18 protein-coding genes are annotated in these 18,148 nt (G+C 68.4%); 6 read left to right on the top strand and 12 right to left on the bottom strand.

From position 1 onward, the window contains the following. Nucleotides 1-3: 3 nt before the first annotated feature. Nucleotides 4-339, bottom strand: a complete 336-nt coding sequence (yajC, locus tag HMH01_RS15620) for a preprotein translocase subunit YajC (RefSeq protein WP_171326723.1) — start codon at nt 337-339, stop codon at nt 4-6. Nucleotides 340-594: 255 nt separating this feature from the next. Between yajC and serS the strand changes: the two genes are divergently transcribed. The 4 genes from serS (at nt 595) to HMH01_RS15600 (ending at nt 4,755) form a co-directional block, all read left to right on the top strand. Beyond that, nucleotides 595-1,887: a serine--tRNA ligase gene (gene serS / locus HMH01_RS15615; protein WP_171326722.1), complete on the top strand. Its 1,293-nt coding sequence runs from the start codon at nt 595-597 to the stop codon at nt 1,885-1,887. A gap of 109 nt (nt 1,888-1,996) precedes the next feature. Then, nucleotides 1,997-2,791, top strand: coding sequence for a 5'/3'-nucleotidase SurE (gene surE / locus HMH01_RS15610; protein ID WP_171326721.1), 795 nt, complete (start codon nt 1,997-1,999; stop codon nt 2,789-2,791). Next, nucleotides 2,781-3,422: a protein-L-isoaspartate(D-aspartate) O-methyltransferase gene (locus HMH01_RS15605; protein ID WP_171326720.1), complete on the top strand. Its 642-nt coding sequence runs from the start codon at nt 2,781-2,783 to the stop codon at nt 3,420-3,422. Before surE ends, HMH01_RS15605 begins: the two co-directional genes overlap by 11 nt. A 100-nt stretch (nt 3,423-3,522) precedes the next feature. After that, nucleotides 3,523-4,755, top strand: coding sequence for a peptidoglycan DD-metalloendopeptidase family protein (locus HMH01_RS15600; RefSeq protein ID WP_171326719.1), 1,233 nt, complete (start codon nt 3,523-3,525; stop codon nt 4,753-4,755). Nucleotides 4,756-4,764: 9 nt separating this feature from the next. On the opposite strand, the gene HMH01_RS15595 is transcribed toward HMH01_RS15600, so the two are convergent. The 7 genes from HMH01_RS15595 to HMH01_RS15565 form a co-directional block, all read right to left on the bottom strand. Beyond that, nucleotides 4,765-5,613, bottom strand: a complete 849-nt coding sequence (locus HMH01_RS15595) for an ATP-binding protein (protein WP_171326718.1) — start codon at nt 5,611-5,613, stop codon at nt 4,765-4,767. After that, entirely contained in the window at nt 5,610-6,518 is a 909-nt protein-coding gene (gene tatC, locus HMH01_RS15590; RefSeq protein WP_171326717.1) for a twin-arginine translocase subunit TatC, read from the bottom strand. Before tatC ends, HMH01_RS15595 begins: the two co-directional genes overlap by 4 nt. After that, the gene (gene tatB, locus HMH01_RS15585; RefSeq protein WP_171326716.1) at nt 6,519-6,944 is read right to left on the bottom strand and encodes a Sec-independent protein translocase protein TatB; all 426 of its coding nucleotides are present in this window, start codon (nt 6,942-6,944) and stop codon (nt 6,519-6,521) included. 29 nt (nt 6,945-6,973) lie between these two features. Beyond that, nucleotides 6,974-7,198, bottom strand: coding sequence for a twin-arginine translocase TatA/TatE family subunit (locus tag HMH01_RS15580; RefSeq protein ID WP_171326715.1), 225 nt, complete (start codon nt 7,196-7,198; stop codon nt 6,974-6,976). Between the two features lie 115 nt (nt 7,199-7,313). After that, nucleotides 7,314-8,420 carry an ABC transporter ATP-binding protein gene (locus HMH01_RS15575; RefSeq protein WP_171326714.1) on the bottom strand — a complete coding sequence of 369 codons (1,107 nt, stop codon included), beginning with the start codon at nt 8,418-8,420 and terminating at the stop codon, nt 7,314-7,316. Nucleotides 8,421-8,489: 69 nt separating this feature from the next. Beyond that, the gene (locus tag HMH01_RS15570; RefSeq protein WP_171326713.1) at nt 8,490-9,269 is read right to left on the bottom strand and encodes an SDR family oxidoreductase; all 780 of its coding nucleotides are present in this window, start codon (nt 9,267-9,269) and stop codon (nt 8,490-8,492) included. A gap of 70 nt (nt 9,270-9,339) precedes the next feature. Continuing rightward, nucleotides 9,340-10,245, bottom strand: a complete 906-nt coding sequence (locus HMH01_RS15565; RefSeq protein ID WP_171326712.1) for a cation diffusion facilitator family transporter — start codon at nt 10,243-10,245, stop codon at nt 9,340-9,342. Nucleotides 10,246-10,358: 113 nt separating this feature from the next. On the opposite strand from HMH01_RS15565, the gene HMH01_RS15560 reads away from it, so the two are divergent. Next, nucleotides 10,359-11,966, top strand: coding sequence for a peptide chain release factor 3 (locus HMH01_RS15560; RefSeq protein WP_171326711.1), 1,608 nt, complete (start codon nt 10,359-10,361; stop codon nt 11,964-11,966). A 25-nt stretch (nt 11,967-11,991) separates the two neighbouring features. Here HMH01_RS15560 and HMH01_RS15555 read toward each other — a convergent pair whose 3' ends face one another. Next, nucleotides 11,992-12,783 (bottom strand): ferredoxin--NADP reductase, encoded by a 792-nt coding sequence (locus tag HMH01_RS15555; RefSeq protein ID WP_171326710.1) that lies wholly within the window; start codon nt 12,781-12,783, stop codon nt 11,992-11,994. A gap of 216 nt (nt 12,784-12,999) precedes the next feature. Between HMH01_RS15555 and HMH01_RS15550 the strand changes: the two genes are divergently transcribed. Then, nucleotides 13,000-14,898, top strand: a complete 1,899-nt coding sequence (locus HMH01_RS15550) for a DEAD/DEAH box helicase (protein WP_171326709.1) — start codon at nt 13,000-13,002, stop codon at nt 14,896-14,898. Between the two features lie 24 nt (nt 14,899-14,922). Here HMH01_RS15550 and HMH01_RS15545 read toward each other — a convergent pair whose 3' ends face one another. Genes HMH01_RS15545 through HMH01_RS15535 form a run of 3 tightly spaced genes read right to left on the bottom strand, consistent with a single transcriptional unit; the run spans nt 14,923 to nt 18,142 of the window. Then, nucleotides 14,923-16,602 (bottom strand): ribonuclease J, encoded by a 1,680-nt coding sequence (locus tag HMH01_RS15545; RefSeq protein ID WP_171326708.1) that lies wholly within the window; start codon nt 16,600-16,602, stop codon nt 14,923-14,925. Nucleotides 16,603-16,606: 4 nt separating this feature from the next. After that, nucleotides 16,607-17,383 carry a type III pantothenate kinase gene (locus HMH01_RS15540; RefSeq protein WP_171326707.1) on the bottom strand — a complete coding sequence of 259 codons (777 nt, stop codon included), beginning with the start codon at nt 17,381-17,383 and terminating at the stop codon, nt 16,607-16,609. Nucleotides 17,384-17,395: 12 nt separating this feature from the next. Then, the gene (locus HMH01_RS15535; RefSeq protein ID WP_171326706.1) at nt 17,396-18,142 is read right to left on the bottom strand and encodes a biotin--[acetyl-CoA-carboxylase] ligase; all 747 of its coding nucleotides are present in this window, start codon (nt 18,140-18,142) and stop codon (nt 17,396-17,398) included. Nucleotides 18,143-18,148 lie beyond the last annotated feature (6 nt).

Here is an 18,148-nt window from a genome sequence, read left to right as displayed (position 1 = left end):
GCCTCAGGCTTTCGGCGCTTCGGCCGGCTCGGTCTTGCTCAGAACCTGGGCGACGGTGGACTTCACGACCCGGATCTTGACCTCGGGCGCGATCTCGACCTCGATCTCGCCGTCTTCCTTGACCTTGGTCACCTTGCCGATGACCCCGCCCTGGGTGACGATCTGGTCGCCCCGGCGCAGCGCCGCGACCATGGCCTGGTGCTGCTTGATCTTCTTCTGCTGGGGCCGGATCATCAGGAAGTACATGATCGCGAATATCAGGATGATCGGGATGAAACCCGCAAATCCCCCCGCGGCGCTGCCGCCTGCTGCCTGTGCGTAAGCCGGTGTCGCGAACATGCGTGTCGGTCCTTCCCTGTGCGGGCCACCCCACCGCGGCCCCGTGTTTCCAGATCGCGCGGACCCTACTGGGCCGCCCCTGCAATGGCAAGATTGTCCCGACCTAGGCACGGGCGGCGCCGGGGTAAAGATGCGGCCTGACCAAAACGCGGCGAAAAGCGGTGCGGGACGCGCTTTTTTACCCGGCGGGGATGTGCCATAGAACGCCGCGTTCGAGTCAGACGCCCGTTACGATCCAACCGAAGGTCCAGACCCATGCATGACATCCGCCTGATCCGCGACAACCCCGAGGGTTTCGACGCGCGGCTCGCCCGCCGCGGCGAGGAAGGCTGGTCGCAGGACATCCTGGCCATCGACGCCCGCCGGCGCGAGGCGATCCTGGCCGCGGAAACCGCGCAGGCCGAGCGCAATCGCGCCAGCAAGGAGATCGGCGCCGCCAAGGCCCGCGGCGACGAGGCCGAGTTCGAGCGCCTGCGCGAGGTGATGGCCGCGAGGAAGACCGAGCAGGCCGAGCTGGAGGAAAAGGCGCGGATCGAGGAGGCCCAGCTCCAGCAGCTTCTGATGACGCTGCCGAACCTGCCGCTCGACGAGGTGCCCGACGGCCGGGACGAGGCCGACAACGTGGAACTCAGGCGCTGGGGAAGCCCGCGCGACTTCGACTTCCCCCCGAAGGAGCATTTCGAGGTGGCCGCCGCGGCGGCGGGGCTCGACTTCGCCACGGCGGCGAAACTCTCGGGCTCGCGCTTCGTGGTGCTGAAGGGCGCGATGATCCGGCTGCACCGGGCGCTGGCGCAGTTCATGCTCGACACCCATGTGGACAGGAATGGCCTGACCGAGATGTGGACCCCCGTGCTGGTGCGCGAGGAGGCGATGCAGGGCACCGGGCAATTGCCCAAGTTCGCCGAGGACAGCTACCAGACCACGAATGGCTGGTGGCTGATCCCCACCGCCGAGGTGACGCTGACGAACACCGTGGCGGGCGAGATCCTTTCGGCCGACGCGCTTCCGATCCGCATGACCGCCCATACCCAGTGCTTCCGCTCGGAAGCCGGCAGCGCGGGCAAGGACACCACCGGCATGCTGCGCCAGCACCAGTTCGAAAAGGTGGAGATGGTGTCGATCACCACGCCGCAGGACAGCCGGGCCGAACTCGATCGCATGACCGCCTGCGCCGAAGGCATACTCGAGGCGCTGGGCCTGCCCTATCGCACCATCGTGCTGTGCACCGGCGACATGGGCTTCGGCGCGAGCCGCACCCATGACATCGAGGTGTGGCTGCCCGGCCAGAACACCTATCGCGAGATCAGCTCCTGCTCGGTCTGCGGCGATTTCCAGGCCCGGCGGATGAACACACGCTTCCGCCCCGCGCCGGACGCCCGGCCCGAATTCGTGCACACGCTGAACGGCTCGGGCCTGGCGGTGGGGCGCTGCCTGATCGCGGTGATCGAGAACGGCCAGCAGGCCGATGGCAGCATCGTGATCCCCGAGGCGCTGCACCCCTACATGGGCGGCAAGACCCGCATCACGCCAGAGGGCGCGCTGGCCTGAGGCGCGGCAGCGGCGCAACACTGCGCGGCTTGCGCGACACGCATATGGACGGGGTGCCGGCCCCGTCCTAGAAGCGGGATGTCCCCGCGGTTCAAGGCCAAGGAAGCTCATGCGCATTCTCATCACCAATGACGACGGCATCAACGCCCCCGGGCTGAAGGCGGCAGAGGCGATCGCCGCCGAACTGGCCGGCCCCGATGGCGAGGTCTGGGTCGTGGCCCCGGCCTGGGAACAATCCGCCGTGTCGCATTGCGTGTCCTATGTGCGGCCCATGCGGATGGAGCAGTGGGAGGAACACCGCTTCATCGTCGAGGGTTCTCCGGCCGACTGCGTGCTGGCGGCGCTGGGCGACATAATGGAGGCGACGCCCCCGGACCTGGTGCTGTCGGGGGTGAACCGCGGGCACAACGTGGCCGAGGACACGATCTATTCCGGCACCATCGGCGGTGCGATGGAAGGCGCGCTTCACGGCATCCGCTCGATCGCGCTGTCGCAGTATTACGGCCCCGGCAACACGCGCCTGCCCGACACCTTCGAGGCGGCGCGGAAATGGGCGGTGCCGATCTGCCGCGCGCTTCTCGATCGGGCCAACTGGGAAGACACCGGCTACCAGGTCTTCTACAACGTGAATTTCCCCGCCTGCCCCGCGGCCGAGGTGCTGGGCGTGCGCGCCACCTTCCAGGGCAAGCGCCCCTCGCCCACCTTCAAGGTACAGCCGGCGCCCGCGCCGAACGGGCGCAACTACTACTGGCTGACGCATGGGGCGAAGGGCAATATCGGCGCCGAGGACGGGTCCGACGCGCGCGAGGTGCATCGCGGCTACTGCACGGTGACGCCGCTGCGCCCCGACATGACCGCGCGCGACCAGGCGGCGCACCTGGCCGGGGTGGTGGATGGTCTCTGAGGACGAGGCGCGGATGCAGTTCGTGCTGGCGCTGCGCGCGCGCGGCGTGACCGATCGCGCCGTGCTTCAGGCGATGGAGGATACCCCCCGCGCGGTGTTTCTCGAAGGCATCTTCAAGGCCCGCGCCTACGAGGACGTGCCCCTGCCGATAGGCTCTGGCCAGACGATATCGCAGCCCTCGATCGTGGGGCTGATGACGCAGGCGTTGCAGGTGGGCCGCCGCGACAAGGTGCTGGAGGTGGGGACCGGCTCGGGCTACCAGGCGGCGATCCTGTCGCCGCTGGCGCGCCGGGTCTACACCACCGAGCGGCACCGCGGACTGGCCCGGCAGGCAGAGCGTGTCCTGCGCGACCTGGACCGCACCAACGTGACCGTGATCGCCACCGACGGCGCCTTCGGGCTGCCCGAACAGGCGCCCTTCGACCGCATCATCGTGACGGCCGCGGCCGAGGATCCGCCCTCGTCGCTGCTGGCCCAGCTCAAGGTCGGCGGCATCATGGTGCTGCCGGTGGGTCAATCGGATACTGTCCAAACCTTGCTCAAGGTGGTAAAAACCGAAGACGGGCTGGATTATCACAGCCTGGCCGAAGTACGTTTCGTGCCGCTGGTCGAGGGCATGGCCGAGGACTGATCCAGAGCGCGCCCCGGACCCCCGGACGAAGCGACGCAGATCCCGCACAGGCCCCGGTCAACAGGGGCAGCAGCGGCAAGAGCAGATACAGGCGGATAAGATGAACGCACGCAGTCACCGTGGACCCCGCGCAGCCCTGGCCGTCATCCTGTCGGTGTCGGTCGCGGCCTGTTCCGACATGCCGAACCCCGTGGGCGGGCTGTTCGGCGGCGAAAGCCGGAGCGTGGCCAGCGAACGCGCGGCCCCGACCTTCGACCGCCCGCCGCCCGACAGCCGGGGCGTGATCACCTATGCCACCTACCAGGTGATGGTGGCACGGCGCGGCGACACGTTGCAGGCGATGGCGGGCCGCGTCGGCCTGAGCGCCGAGGCGCTGGCCCGGCACAACGGCGTGCCGATCACCTATTCCCCCCGCACCGGAGAGGTGTTTGCCCTGCCCCGGAACGTGGGCGGCACGCCGGTCACGGCCGGATCGCTGACCATGGGCGGGATCGCCACCGGCGGCATCACGACCCAGCCCCTTGGCGGCACGCCGTCCGCCCCGGCCCCGAGCGCCCAGCCCCAGGCCCAGGCGCCGACCGGGCAGGCGAACCCGTTCAGCAACGGCCAGCCCTCGACCGTGATCGACCCGATCCGGCACCGGGTGCAGGCGGGCGAGACGGCGTTTTCCATCGCGCGGCTCTACGGCGTGTCCACGACGGCGCTGGCAAGCTGGAACGGGCTCGACAGCGAGATGTCGCTGCGGGTGAACCAGGAACTGCTGATCCCGGTGATCAACGGCGCCAACGAGGTCCGGTCGGAACCGCAGCGCGTGGCCTCGGCCAGCCCGGCGCCGGATGACGCCAATCCGCCGGGCACCGCGACCCCCATCGCCCCGCCGCCAAGCGCCGCGACCCCGCTGCCGCCGGACCAGGACATCGACGCGGCGACGCCGCCGCCCTCGCCCAACCTGGGCGGAACGCCTTCGGCGCGCTTCGCCATGCCGGTCGCGGGCGCGACGGTGCTGCGCGGCTATGCGCCGACGGGCGCGAACCGCAACGAGGGCATCGACTTCGCGGCCGCCGCCGGCACCGAAGTCGTGGCCGCCGCCGATGGCGAGGTGGCGCTGATCTCGCGTTCCGTGGGTGGGCTGGGGACCATCCTGCTGATCCGCCACGATGCCGAACTGATGACCGTCTATGGCCGCATCAGCAATGTCACGCTGCAAAAGGGCGACCGCGTCACCCGCGGCCAGCGCGTCGGCGTGGTGGCGGAAGGCGAACAGCCCAACCTGCATTTCGAGGTGCGCCGCGGCACGGCGGCCGTCGATCCCACGCCCTTCCTGCCGCGCTGAGGGGCGCGGTCAGTCCAGGCGGATCGGCACCCCCTGCCGGCCCGCCAGGTCGGTGACGTATTGCCAGGCGACGCGGCCCGAACGGCTGCCGCGGGTCTGCTGCCACTCGATCGCCTCGGCGCGCAGGGTGGCGTCGTCGATCGAAAGGCCAAGCGCGTCGCAATAGCCCCGGATCATGGCCAGGAACTGGTCCTGGTTGCAGGGGTGGAAGCCCAGCCAAAGCCCGAAGCGGTCGGAAAGCGAGACCTTTTCCTCGGTCGCCTCGGAGGGGTTGATCCCGGCATTGCGCTCGTTCTCGATCATGTCGCGCGGCATCAGGTGCCTGCGGTTCGAGGTGGCGTAGAAGATCACGTTGTCTGGCCGCCCCTCGACCCCGCCATCGAGGATCGCCTTGAGCGACTTGTAATGGCTGTCGTCATGGTCGAAGGACAGGTCGTCGCAGAACAGGATGAAACGCCCCGGCGCGGTGCGCAGCAGGCCCAGCAGCCGCCCGATGGAGGGCAGATCCTCGCGCTGGATCTCGACCAGCTTCAGGCCCGGCGTCTCGCGCAGGACGGCGGCATGGGCCGCCTTCACCAGCGAGGATTTCCCCATCCCGCGCGCGCCCCAGAGAAGCACGTTGTTGGCCGGGAAACCCTGCCCGAACTGGCGGGTATTGGCCAGAAGCGTGTCGCGCGAGCGGTCCACGCCGACCAGCAGCTCGATCGGGACGCGGTTCACGCGGGCGACCGGCGTCAGCCGGTCGGGCGATGTGTGCCAGACGAAGGCGTCGGCGGACCCGAGATCCGGCGCGTCCAGCGGGGGCGGGCTGATCCGCTCGAGCGCGGCCGCGATCCGTTTCAGCGCGGCCTTGCTCATTGGGCGGGCTTGTCGCCCGGCTCGCCGGTGTCGGCCGGTTCCTCGTCATCGTAGTAGCCGTCGGCGCGGAGCTGCGCCTCGCGCTTGCGCTCGACCATGCTGACCAGCCAGATCGACACCTCGTAGAGAAGGTAGACGACCGAGAACAGGATCATCTGGGTGATCACGTCCGGGGGCGTCACGATGGCGGCCAGGATCAGGATGCCGACGATGGCATACTTGCGCACGTCGCGCAGGCCCTGGGCGGTCACGATCTCTGCCTTGCCCATCAGCGTCAGAAGGACGGGCAGCTGGAAGCACAGGCCAAAGGCCACGATGAACTTGAGCGTGATGTCGAGGGATTCGTTCACCTTCCCGAAGAAGGTGATCTGGATGCCCTGGCTCGCGCCCTCGACGGCCGGCACGGCGCCCTCGTCCATGAAGAAGGACGACACGATGGAGGGCACGTCGGCAAAGCCCAGGAAAAAGGCCATCGCCAGCGGCACGACCACATAATGCGCGAATGCCGCGCCCGTCAGGAACAGCACGGGAGAGGCGATGAGGAACGGCAGGAACGCCGCCTTCTCGCTGCGGTAGAGCCCCGGCGCCACGAAGCGCCAGAGCTGGTGCGCGATCACCGGGAAGCTGAGGGCGAGCCCGAAGACCATGGAAATGCGGATCAGGGTGAAGAAGTATTCCTGCGGCGCGGTGAACTGCATCTTCGGGTCGGGATCGCCCAGCGCGCGCAGCGTCTGCTCGATGGGCACGAGCAGGAAATCGAGGATCGCCTCGGCCGCCATGAAGCAGACGATCATGCCCACCAGGAAGGCGATGACGGACCGGATCAGCCGCGTGCGCAACTCGGCCAGATGCTCGATCAGGGGGGCGGCGCTATCGTCGATGTCGTCGGTGTTGTTCGTGGCCATTCAGCCCTCGGAGGTCTTGTCGGCCTGCGGCGCGGCGGGGGCCTGCTCGGCGGGCTTGGGCGCGGCGGCCTGCTCGGCGGGCTTGGGCGCGGCCGACGTGGCGGGCTTCGGCGTCTCGGTCGCGGGCTTCGGCTTGTCCTTGTCGCCGCTGCCCGTCACGAAGTCCCGCGCATAGGATTTCGCGGCGCTGCCGGGGCTGACGGATTTGCGCACGTCGCCGATCTTGTTCAGATCCTTGACCGCGTCCTTCAGGCCCGACTCGTCCGCCGCCGCCTCCATCGAGCGCTGGAATTCCCGCGCCATGCCGCGCATCCGGCCCATGAAACGGCCGGCATTGCGGAACATGACCGGCAGATCCTTGGGCCCGACCACGATCAGCGCGACAATGCCGATGACGATCAGCTCGAGCCAGCCGATATCGAACATGATGGGTTATCCCCTGGCGTAAGGTCGGTTCAGACCTTGTCCTTCTCGCCCTCGGGCGTGACGTCGCGGGCGTGGGTGGCGCCGTCCTTGGACGCGTCCTCCAGCTCCTGCTTGCCCTCGCTCAGGCCGCGCTTGAAGCTGGTGATGCCCTTGCCGACCTCGCCCATGAGCGACGAGATCTTGCCGCGCCCGAACAGCACGAGCACGACGATCGCGATCAGAAGGATGCCCGGAAGGCCGATATTGTTGAGCATGGATCTCTCCCCCCATCTCATACGGCGCCGGACCAACCCGCGCCTGACGGTTTCTTCCGTGTATGTATTGCGATGGACAGCCGGGATAAAGCCCCAAGCGACCCATCGGCGGAATTTAGTTGAGGAGCGGGTTGCTCAGCTTGGACTGCGCCTTGCAGGGAAACACGAAACAGCGGTCCCGCCGCAGCGACAGCCACAGCTTGGTGCCCTCGCGCGGAAGGAACACGCCAGGGATGGTGGCCTTGAGGATCGAGCCGTCATGTTCCATCCGCATCTCGACCAGGCTTTCATGGCCCATGAAGCGCGCCCGCGCCACCGCGCCGCGCGCCGGCACCCCGTCGGACGGCGTGGGCAGCGGGCCCGAGCCGTTGCGGTCGAAATCCATCTTCAGGTGCTGGGGGCGGATGATGATTTCCACATCCGCCTCGTCGCGCAGGTTGGGGCAGAGGAACTTGCCGAACGGCGTCTCGCACTGAAAATCCTTCACGACGCCGTGCAGGATATTGATATCGCTGAAAAATCCAGCCGCTTCGGAATCGACGGGATTGTTGTAGATGTTGTAGGGCGCCCCCTGCTGGACGATCCTGCCCCGCCGCATCAGCGCGATCTGGTCGGCCATGCGCATCGCCTCGTCGGGCTCGTGGGTGACCAGAAGGACGGCGGTGCCCTCTTCCTTCAGGATCTCGAGCGTGTCGTCGCGGATACCGTCGCGCAGGCGGTTGTCGAGCCCCGAGAACGGCTCGTCCATCAGCATCACCCGGGGCCGGGGCGCCAGCGCGCGGGCCAGCGCCACGCGCTGCTGCTCGCCCCCAGACAGCTGGTGGGGGTATTTCCTGGCCTTGTCCGCAAGCCCCACCCGCGCCAGCAGGTCACGCACCCGCGCCTCGGACCCGGACCCCGCGCCGAAGGCGACATTCGCCTCGGCCGTCAGGTGCGGGAACAGGGCGAAATCCTGGAACATCATGCCGATGGCGCGTTTCTCGGGCGGCAGGTGCACGCCCGGCCCCGCGACAAGCTGGCCGTCGATCCGGATCTCTCCGGAGGTCACATGCTCGACGCCCGCGGCCATGCGCAAGGTGGTGGACTTGCCGCAGCCCGACGGCCCCAGAAGGCAGGTCACCTGGCCCGGCATCAACTCCAGCGACAGGCCGTCGACGACGGGCATGCCGTCGAAACGGCAGACCAGGTCGCGCAGTTCCAGCCGGGGCGTGGGAAGGGCCATTGCTATCCGATGGATTTGATCAGGTTTGGAGGGCGATGTAACAACCCCGCCCCCCGCCTGCAAGGCCGCTCAGATCGTGGCGTTGGTCGCGCCCCCATCGAGCAGGATGTTCTGGCCGACGATGAAACCGGCATGGGCCGAGCACAGGAAGGCGCACATCGCGCCGAACTCGGCGGCCGTGCCGTAGCGGCGCACGGGGATCGTCGCCTCGCGCCGGGCGCGGGCCTCCTCGACGGAAATGTTCTGCTGCCGCGCCACGTTCCCGTCGAGCGACACCGCGCGGTCGGTGTCGTGGATGCCCGGCAGCATGTTGTTGATGGTCACGCCGTGCTGCGCCACCTGCCGCGCGGTGCCCGCGACATAGCCCGTAAGGCCCGTGCGCGCCGCGTTCGACAGCCCCAGCGCCGGGATCGGCGCCTTGACCGATTGCGAGGTGATGTTGACCACCCGGCCCCAGCCGCGGTCGATCATGCCCGGCAGCGCCGCCTTCATCAGCGCGATTGGGGTCAGCATGTTGGCATCCAGCGCGCGGATGAAATCGTCGCGGTCCCAGTCCGACCACAGCCCCGGCGGCGGGCCGCCGGCGTTGGTCACAAGGATGTCGGCCCCCTCGCCCGCCGCCAGCACTTTGGCCTGGCCGTCGGGCGTGGTCACGTCGCAGGCCACCGTCACGACATTCACGCCGTGGCGGGCGCGGATCGCGGCGGCCGCCTCTTCCAGCGCCTCGGACCCGCGCGCGTTCATGACCAGTTCGACGCCCGCCGCGGCCAGCGCGTCGGCGCAGCCGAAGCCCAACCCCTTCGACGAGGCGCAGACGATCGCCTTCTTCCCCCGGATACCCAGATCCATCGACATTCTCCCCTCGGTTGACGCGGCGAGAGGTGGCCCGGCGGGCGGCTCAAGTCAACCCGAAGCCGGATCAGTCGAGCGTCAGCGCCCGCCCCTCCTCGCCCTTCTGCTTGTGGGCGGGCTCGACATGGATGGTCACGCGCGCGCCCGGCATCTCGCGCGCCAGCGCCGCCTCCAGCCGGTCGCAGATGCCGTGCGATTCGGTCACGGTCATGTCGCCGTCCACCACAAGATGGAACTCGATGAAGGTGGCGGGGCCGGCATGGCGGGTCTTGAGGTCGTGCACCTCGATCGCGCCGCCGGCGCTGTCGCGGATCACCGCGCGGATGCGCGCGGCCTCGGCCGGGTCCACGGCCACGTCCATCAGCCCGCCCACGGATCCGGCGATGACCTTCCACCCCTCCCACAGCACGTTGACGCCGACGATCAGCGCGAGGATCGAATCAAAGGCGTAAAGCCCGGTGACGAGCACCAGCAACAGCCCCACCAGCACGCCCACGGATGTCATCACGTCGGCCATGATGTGCTTGCCATCGGCCACCAGCGCGGGCGAGCGTTCGGCCCTGCCGAAGCGGATCAGGGTCAGCGCCCAGGCGGCGTTGACCACCGCCGCCCCGGCATTGATCGCCATGCCCAGCAGCGGCTGGTCGATGGGTTGCGGATCGGCCAGCCCCGCCAGCGCCTCGCGCACGATGAAAAGTGCGGCCACCACGATCATGACGCCCACGAACACGGCCGAGAAGTATTCCGCCTTGTGATGGCCGAAGGGGTGGTTGTGATCCGCGGGCCTGCTGGCGTAGTGCACCGCCCACAGCGCGACCGAGGCCGAGACCAGGTTCACCACCGATTCGAGCGCGTCGGAATAAAGCGCGACCGACCCGGTCAGCGCCCAGGCGAGGAATTTCAGCCCCATCACCGCCAGCGCGACAAGGATCGAGCCGAAGGCGAATTTCAAGGCGCGGCTGGCAGTCGGCATGGGCATGTCCCTCTTTTCCGAAGGCGCGGTGTAGCGTCGGGGGCACCGCGCGTCCACCGCCCCGCGCTGCATGGCCGCTTTTCCTTCAACGCAGACTATTCTATAGCCGCGCCATGCTGGATCGCACGCACAACACCCCCGCCCTTCCGCCGGAAATCGCCCGGCGGCGCACCTTCGCCATCATCTCGCATCCCGATGCGGGCAAGACGACGCTGACCGAGAAGTTCCTGCTTTACGGCGGCGCGATCCAGATGGCCGGACAGGTGCGCGCCAAGGGCGAGGCGCGGCGCTCGCGCTCGGACTTCATGCAGATGGAAAAGGACCGCGGCATATCGGTCTCGGCCTCTGCCATGAGCTTCGAGTTCCGCGACTTCTGGTTCAACCTGGTGGACACGCCGGGCCACTCGGACTTTTCCGAGGACACCTACCGCACGCTGACGGCGGTGGATGCGGCGATCATGGTGATCGACGGCGCCAAGGGCGTCGAGAGCCAGACCCGCAAGCTGTTCGAGGTGTGCCGCCTGCGCGACCTGCCGATCCTGACCTTCTGCAACAAGATGGACCGGGAAAGCCGCGACACCTTCGACATCATCGACGAGATCCAGGAAAACCTGGCCATCGACGTGACCCCGGCAAGCTGGCCCATCGGCATGGGGCGCGAATTCGTCGGCGCCTATGACCTGCTGCACGACCGGCTGGAGATCATGGACCGCGCCGACCGCAACGTGAAGGCGGAAAGCATCAAGATCGCGGGCCTCGACGATCCGAAGATCGCCGAACATGTGCCCGCGCATCTGCTGGAAAAGCTGCGCGAGGAGGTCGAGATGGCGCGCGCGCTGCTGCCGCCCTTCGACCGGCAGGCGTTCCTGGACGGGACGCTGACGCCGATCTGGTTCGGCTCTGCGATCAACTCCTTCGGGGTGCAGGAACTGATGGACGGGATCGGCGAGTTCGGCCCCGCGCCGCAGCTGCGCCCGGCGCAGGAGCGGCAAGTTTCAGCTGACGAATCAAAGGTTTCCGGTTTCGTGTTCAAGGTGCAGGCGAACATGGACCCCAAGCACCGGGACCGGGTGGCCTTCGTGCGGCTCTGCTCGGGTCACTTCCTGCGCGGCATGAAGCTGACCCATGTGCGGTCCGGAAAGGCCATGGCCATTTCCAACCCGGTGATGTTTCTCGCCAACGAGCGCGAGCTGACCGAGGATGCCTGGGCCGGCGACATCATCGGCATCCCGAACCACGGGCAGCTTCGGATCGGCGATGCGCTGACCGAAGGCGAGGCGCTGCATTTCACCGGCATCCCCTCTTTCGCGCCGGAGCTGTTGCAGGCGGTGCGCGTGACCGACCCGATGAAGGCCAAGCACCTGGAAAAGGCGCTGACCCAGTTCGCCGAGGAAGGGGCGGCCAAGCTTTTCAAGCCGATGATCGGCTCGGGCTGGATCGTGGGCGTGGTGGGCCAGTTGCAGTTCGACGTGCTGCAAAGCCGGATCGAGCTGGAATACGGCATCCCGGTGCGCTTCGAGCCGACGCAGTTCACCTCGGCGCGCTGGGTGGCGGGGCCGCGCGACAAGCTCGAGGCCTTTGTAAAGGGCAACCGCGGCCACATGGCCGAGGACCATGACGGCGACCCGGTCTACATGACGCGCCTGCAATGGGACATCGACCGCGTGGGCCGCGACTATCCGGAGCTGAAGCTGACGGCGACGAAGGAAATGATGGTCTGACCGGGGCGCGCCCCCGGTCCGGGCGTCAGTCCACGAAGGCCTTCTCGATCACGAAATCGCCCGGCTCGGAATTGGAGCCCTCTTCCATCCCTGCCTCCAGGCACAGCGCCTTGTGTTCCTGGAGCATGGCCATGGAGCCACAGATCATCACGCGGTCGGTGTCCGGGTCGAGCGGGCCGCCCGCCGCTTCCGCCAGGCGGCCGTCGCGGATCCAGTCGGTCATGCGGCCCATGCGCGGGCTTTCCTGGCGCGTGGTCGTGGCGATGTGCAGCAGCTTGTCGCCCACGAGTTCCGACAGCAGCTCGTCGCCGCGGATGGCGGCCACCAGGTCGAGACCGTAGTCCAGTTCGCGCACCTCGCGGCAGGTGTGCGTCAGGATCACCTGCTCGAACTTCTCGTATGTCTCGGGATCGCGGATCACGCTGGCAAAGGGCGCGATGCCGGTCCCGGTGGAGAACAGGAACAGCCGCCGCCCCGGGCGCAGCGCGTCATGGACCAGCGTGCCCACGGGTTTGGGGCGCATCACCACCTGGTCGCCCGGCTTCAGATGCTGAAGCCGCGAGGTGAGCGGCCCGTCGGCCACCTTGATCGAGTAGAATTCCAGCTCTTCGGCCCAGTTGGGCGAGGCGATGGAATAGGCCCGCAGAAGCGGCTTGTCGTCCACCATCAGCCCGATCATCACGAACTCGCCCGAGCGGAAGCGGAACCCCTGCGGCCGCTCGCAGGTGAAGGAAAAGGTGCGGTCGGTCCAGTGATGGACCCCGGTCACGCCCAGCAGGGACATGCCCTTCAGGGCTTTTGGCGCTTCGATGTTCATCGCTCACCCGTCAATTCGCGTTGACACCCTATATCGCCAGCCGGGACCAAGATCAAAGAAAAGGCACGATGCGGGACAATCCGGCGCAGAAAAGGCGTGGCAGATTGACGTTCACGGCAGGATCGACTACCTCCGGTCCCAGACGAGGCGCACCAATACGGGGGCGCCGGCCGCGCTGACACTGCGGCCTCACATGCCGCAACGAAAGTGTAGGCCATGACGAACTTTACCGATCTCGAACTTGATCCCCGCGTGCTGAAGGCGATTGCCGAGGCCGGCTACGAGACGCCGACCCCGATCCAGCAGCAGGCGATCCCCCACGCGCTGGTGGGCCGCGACGTGCTTGGCATCGCCCAGACCGGAACCGGCAAGACGGCGTCCTTCGTGCTGCCGATGCTGACGCTTCTGGCCAAGGGCCGGGCGCGGGCGCGGATGCCGCGCAGCCTGGTGCTGGCGCCGACGCGCGAACTGGCAGCCCAGGTGGCCGAGAACTTCGAGACCTATGCCAAGCACATGAAGCTTTCGATGGCGCTGCTGATCGGCGGCACCAGCTTCAAGGACCAGGACAAGCTGATCGACCGCGGCGTGGACGTGCTGATCGCGACGCCGGGCCGGCTGCTGGACCATTTCGAGCGCGGCAAGCTGATGCTGACCGCCATCGAGATCATGGTGGTGGACGAGGCGGACCGGATGCTCGACATGGGCTTCATCCCCGACATCGAGCGCATCTTCAAGCTGACCCCCTTCACCCGGCAGACGCTGTTCTTCTCGGCCACAATGGCGCCCGAGATCACCCGCATCACCAACGAGTTCCTGTCGAACCCGGTGCGCGTCGAAGTCGCCCGCCAGGCCACCGCCGCCGAGACGATCACCCAGAAGATCGTGCGCATCCGCCCCTCCAGGCGGGACGCGACCGACCGGGAAAAGCGCGCCACCCTGCGCCAGCTGATCGACACCGAGGGCGAACAGCTCACCAACGGGATCATCTTCTGCAACCGCAAGCGCGACGTGGACGTGGTGGCGAAGTCGCTGTCCAAGCACGGCTACGACGCGGCGCCGATCCATGGCGACCTGGACCAGTCGATCCGTACCCGCACCCTGGACGGCTTCCGCGAGGGCAAGCTGCGCCTGCTGATCGCATCCGACGTGGCGGCGCGCGGGCTCGACATTCCCGCCGTCAGCCATGTGTTCAACTACGACATCCCGATCCATTCCGAGGATTACATCCACCGGATCGGCCGCACGGGGCGCGCCGGGCGTTCGGGCAAGGCGATCTCGCTTTTCGTGCCGGCGGACCAGAAGCACCTGGACAAGATCGAGGAACTGATCGGCAAGCCCATCCCGTCGGAAGAAGTGAATTACGGGTCCGAGGCTGGCGCCGAAGCCGCCCGCCCCGAGGCGGACGAAGATGGCGCAGAGCGCCGGGGCAGCCGCAGCCGCAAGCGCGGCGGCCGGGATCGCAACCGCACGGCGGATGCCCCCGCCGCGGACGCAGCACCCGCGACAGAGCCGAAGCCGCAGGCAGAAGCCAGGCCCCAGCCCGCGCAGCCCGAGCGGCGCCGCGACGAACAGCCCCGCCGCGACCGGCGCGAGGATCAGCCGCGGCGCGACCGCCGCGACCGGCGCGACGACCGCCCGGTGATCGGCATGGGCGACCATGTGCCCGCCTTCCTGCTGCGCGACCTGCGCCCGGCGGCGATGGAAACCGAGGCGGACAGCGCCGAGGAGCAGCCTACCGAGGTTGCCGAGGCGCAGCCCGTGGTGGCCGCCGACGAAGCCCCCGCCCCCGCGCCGAAGCCCAAGCGCGCCCGCAAGCCGCGCACACCCAGGGCGAAGCCGGCCGCGGCCGAGACGAAGGCCGCCGACGCCCCCGAGGACGCACCTGTGGAAGTGCCCGTGGACGCCCCCGTGGACGCCCCCACCGAGGCGGCGGAACCCGAGGCGCCGGCCGATCAGCCCGCCGCGACCCCGGAGCCCGAAGCCACCGCGCCCGCGGCAGAGCCGCAGGCCCCCGAAAAGCCCAAGCGCACCCGCAAGCCGCGCGCCCGCGCGTCGGCCAAGGCGGTTCAGGCCGAAGTGGCGGAAGAAACCGAAGGCAGCACCGGCACGGCGTGACGCCGCCGCGCCGGGGGGCTGGCCTCAGCCCTCCTCGAAGCGGTTGATCAGCGTGGTGACGACGGGCTTCTTGCCCACCAGGTCGTTCGCGACATGGCGCACGGTCTTTTCGACCAGCTTTTCCACCGTCTCGTCATTGCGCAGCGCGCCGCGCCCGGCCTTTTCCAGCGCCGCCTCGATCTCTTGTTCCAGCGACCGCGTCAGGCTTGCACCGCGCCCCTTGGGCAGCGCATCGGCCAGGCCCGCCACCTCGACCCAGGGGCTGTCGGACAGCGTGCCATCCTCTTCCAGCATCACCGACACGACGACATGACCGCGCAGCGCCATGTGGATGCGGGTGCGCACGATGCCGTCCATCGCGCCGATCATCTGGGTGCCGTCCAGGTAGACGCGCCCGGTTTCCACATTGTCGATCACCTGCGCCTGCGCCCCTGTCAGATCCACCACCGCGCCATTGGAGGCGATCACCGACGGGATCCCGCCGGCCCGGCCCAGTTCGGCATGGGCGCGCAGGTGACGGTACTCGCCATGCATCGGGATCAGGTTCTGCGGCTTGAGAAGCTGGTGCACCCGTTCCAGATCCGGGCGGTTCGCGTGGCCCGAGACGTGGTAGCGGTCGTCCGCCTCGATCACGGTCACGTCCTGCTCGGCCAGCTGGTTCAGGATCCGGCCCACCGACACCTCGTTGCCGGGGATCGTCTTGGACGAGAACAGCACCGTGTCGCCCGGCTTCAGCCGGAAGCCCATGTAGCTCTGGCTGGCAAGCTGGGCGATGGCGGCGCGGCGTTCGCCCTGGCTGCCGGTGGCAAGGATGAACAGGTGGTCGCGCGGGATGTTCTCGGCCTCGCGCGGGTCCGTGATCGGCGGGAAGCCCGGCAGCACCTTGGCGGCGAAGCCCGCCTGGATCATGGTGTTCATCGCCCGCCCCATCACCACGACCGAGCGGCCGTTGTCATGGGCGGCCTGCGCCAGCGTGCGCAGCCGCGCGATGTTCGAGGCGAAGGTGGTGGCCACCACCAGCCCCTTTGCCTCGCGCATCAGCGCGTTGATCGCGGGCACGATATCCGCCTCGGATCGGCCCGGATGAAGGGAAAAGACGTTGGTGCTGTCGCAGGTCAGCGCCTTGACGCCCTGGCGGCCGATCTCGGCGAACATCTCCTCGTCGAAGGGCTCGCCCACCAGCGGCGTGCGGTCCAGTTTCAGGTCCGCGCTGTGGAAGATGCGCCCCGCCGGCGTGTCGATCACCAGCGCCGAGCATTCGGGGATCGAATGCGCCACCGGCACGAACCCCACCGTGAAGGGCCCCACGGCGACCGATTTCGGCCAGACCGGCGCCTCGCGCACGATGTCGGGGTTCAGGCCCGCGCGTTCCAGCTTGTTGCGGGCGATCAGCGCGGTGAAGGGGCGCGCGATCACCGGCGCCTGGAGACGCGGCCAGAGCATGCCCAATGCGCCCACATGATCCTCGTGGGCGTGGGTGATGATGATGGCTTCCAGCCGGTCGGCGCGTTCGGCGATGAAGGCCGGGTCGGCCATGATGAGATCCACGCCCGGCGTTCCCTCCATCTCGGGGAAGGTGACGCCGCAATCGACCAGGATGAAGCGTTGGTCCCCGACCGGCCCGTAGCCGTAGAGATACATGTTCATCCCGATCTCGCCCGCCCCTCCGAGGGGCAGGTAGGTAAGTTTGTTTTCGCCTGTCATTGGCTCAGCCGTCTTTCTGCTTGTTGCGGGCATGGATCAGCACCAGCCCGTGAATTGTGAGTGAGGTATCGATGTTGTCGAAAATTCCGGTGCCCTGGTCGAACAGGGTGGAAAGCCCGCCGGTGCCGATCACGCGCATCTTGCGGCCGCGTTCGGCCGCGATCCGGGCGCAAAGCCCCTCGATCAGGCCGACATAGCCCCAGAAGATGCCCGATTGCATGCAGGCCCTTGTATTGGTGCCCACGACATGCGCGGGGCGGGTGACGTCGATATAGGGCAACGCCGCCGCCGCCTCGCTAAGCGCCTTGAGCGACAGGTTGACGCCCGGGGCGATCACGCCGCCCTCGTAGGCGCCGTCGCTGCCCACGACATCGAATGTAGTGGCGGTTCCGAAATCCACAACGATCAGGTCGCCGCCGTAGCGGTCATGGGCGCCCACCGTGTTCACCAGCCGGTCGGCGCCCACCGTGGTGTCGGGATCGACGCGCACCGCGATGCCAAGATCCACCTCGGGCTTGCCCACCACCAGCGGGCGGGTGTGGAAGTAGCGATCCGACAGGACGCGCAGGTTGAACACCACCTGCGGCACCACCGAGGAGATGATGACCCCCGTGACCGTGGCGGTGATGCCCTCATGCTCCATCAGCTGCTTGAGCCAGACGAAATACTCGTCCGCCGTGCGCTGCCGCTCGGTGCGGCACCGCCACTCGCCCAGCACCCGCGTGCCGTCATGCAGCGCGAAGACGCAATTCGTGTTGCCAACGTCGATGGCCAGAAGCATCCAGCGCCCCCGTCAGAAGAAGATGTCGGCCGCGGGCAGGGCCAGCGGTCCGTCCCCCGTCTCTATTACAACAGCGCCAGTATCGTCCACCGTGCGAAACCGCCCGGTGATCGCCTGCCCCGGAAGGCGGGCGGTGATGACCTGTCCCAGCCGGGCGGCGCGGGCCAGCCAGGCGTCGCGCACGGGGCCAAAGCCGTCGCGGCGCAGCACCGTTTCCCACGCGGCGAAGGCAGGGCCGAGATGGTCGAGCAGGGTTTCGGGCGCGACATGCAGCCCCAGCTCGGCAAGGGCGATGGGGGGCAGCGCCTGCGGCTCGATTTCCGCGGCTTGCGGCGCGCTTGCCAGGTTCACGCCGATGCCAAGGATCAGCGACAGCCCGCCCCGCGCGCGGTTGGCCTCCAGCAGGATGCCGGCAAGTTTCCGGCCCCGCAGCAGCACGTCGTTGGGCCATTTCAGCGACAGGTCGGCGGGCTCTGCCCCAACCGCCTCCAGCGCCTCGGCCAGCGCGAGGGACGCGGTGAAGGAGCGCAGCGCCGCCTGCGCCGCATCCTCGCCGGGCCTGAGCGCAAGGCTGGCGGTCAGGTTGCCCGGCGGGGCGATCCAGGGCCGGCCCCGCCTGCCCCGCCCCGCCGTCTGCACCGCGGCGCTGACCCAGAAGGGCGCGGGCGTGCCAAGCGCCAGCAGGCGCGCGGCTTCGGCATTGGTGCTGTCGGTTTCGGCCAGGTGGATCCGGCCGGTGCCGGGCGGCCAGTCGGCCACCCGGTC

Source organism: Halovulum dunhuangense (assembly GCF_013093415.1).
In the GTDB taxonomy this organism is placed as follows: Bacteria; Pseudomonadota; Alphaproteobacteria; order Rhodobacterales; family Rhodobacteraceae; genus Halovulum; species Halovulum dunhuangense.
The sequence above is the reverse complement of the archived record's forward strand: the minus strand, read 5'-3'. Positions and strand labels throughout refer to the sequence as shown.

Excerpts from the sequence above, each read along its gene's own strand:
- yajC (WP_171326723.1), bottom strand. The coding sequence starts at position 339 with ATGTTCGCGACACCGGCTTACGCACAGGCAGCAGGCGGCAGCGCCGCG.
- serS (WP_171326722.1), top strand. The coding sequence starts at position 595 with ATGCATGACATCCGCCTGATCCGCGACAACCCCGAGGGTTTCGACGCG.
- surE (WP_171326721.1), top strand. The coding sequence starts at position 1,997 with ATGCGCATTCTCATCACCAATGACGACGGCATCAACGCCCCCGGGCTG.
- HMH01_RS15605 (WP_171326720.1), top strand. The coding sequence starts at position 2,781 with ATGGTCTCTGAGGACGAGGCGCGGATGCAGTTCGTGCTGGCGCTGCGC.
- HMH01_RS15600 (WP_171326719.1), top strand. The coding sequence starts at position 3,523 with ATGAACGCACGCAGTCACCGTGGACCCCGCGCAGCCCTGGCCGTCATC.
- HMH01_RS15595 (WP_171326718.1), bottom strand. The coding sequence starts at position 5,613 with ATGAGCAAGGCCGCGCTGAAACGGATCGCGGCCGCGCTCGAGCGGATC.
- tatC (WP_171326717.1), bottom strand. The coding sequence starts at position 6,518 with ATGGCCACGAACAACACCGACGACATCGACGATAGCGCCGCCCCCCTG.
- tatB (WP_171326716.1), bottom strand. The coding sequence starts at position 6,944 with ATGTTCGATATCGGCTGGCTCGAGCTGATCGTCATCGGCATTGTCGCG.
- HMH01_RS15580 (WP_171326715.1), bottom strand. The coding sequence starts at position 7,198 with ATGCTCAACAATATCGGCCTTCCGGGCATCCTTCTGATCGCGATCGTC.
- HMH01_RS15575 (WP_171326714.1), bottom strand. The coding sequence starts at position 8,420 with ATGGCCCTTCCCACGCCCCGGCTGGAACTGCGCGACCTGGTCTGCCGT.
- HMH01_RS15570 (WP_171326713.1), bottom strand. The coding sequence starts at position 9,269 with ATGGATCTGGGTATCCGGGGGAAGAAGGCGATCGTCTGCGCCTCGTCG.
- HMH01_RS15565 (WP_171326712.1), bottom strand. The coding sequence starts at position 10,245 with ATGCCGACTGCCAGCCGCGCCTTGAAATTCGCCTTCGGCTCGATCCTT.
- HMH01_RS15560 (WP_171326711.1), top strand. The coding sequence starts at position 10,359 with ATGCTGGATCGCACGCACAACACCCCCGCCCTTCCGCCGGAAATCGCC.
- HMH01_RS15555 (WP_171326710.1), bottom strand. The coding sequence starts at position 12,783 with ATGAACATCGAAGCGCCAAAAGCCCTGAAGGGCATGTCCCTGCTGGGC.
- HMH01_RS15550 (WP_171326709.1), top strand. The coding sequence starts at position 13,000 with ATGACGAACTTTACCGATCTCGAACTTGATCCCCGCGTGCTGAAGGCG.
- HMH01_RS15545 (WP_171326708.1), bottom strand. The coding sequence starts at position 16,602 with ATGACAGGCGAAAACAAACTTACCTACCTGCCCCTCGGAGGGGCGGGC.
- HMH01_RS15540 (WP_171326707.1), bottom strand. The coding sequence starts at position 17,383 with ATGCTTCTGGCCATCGACGTTGGCAACACGAATTGCGTCTTCGCGCTG.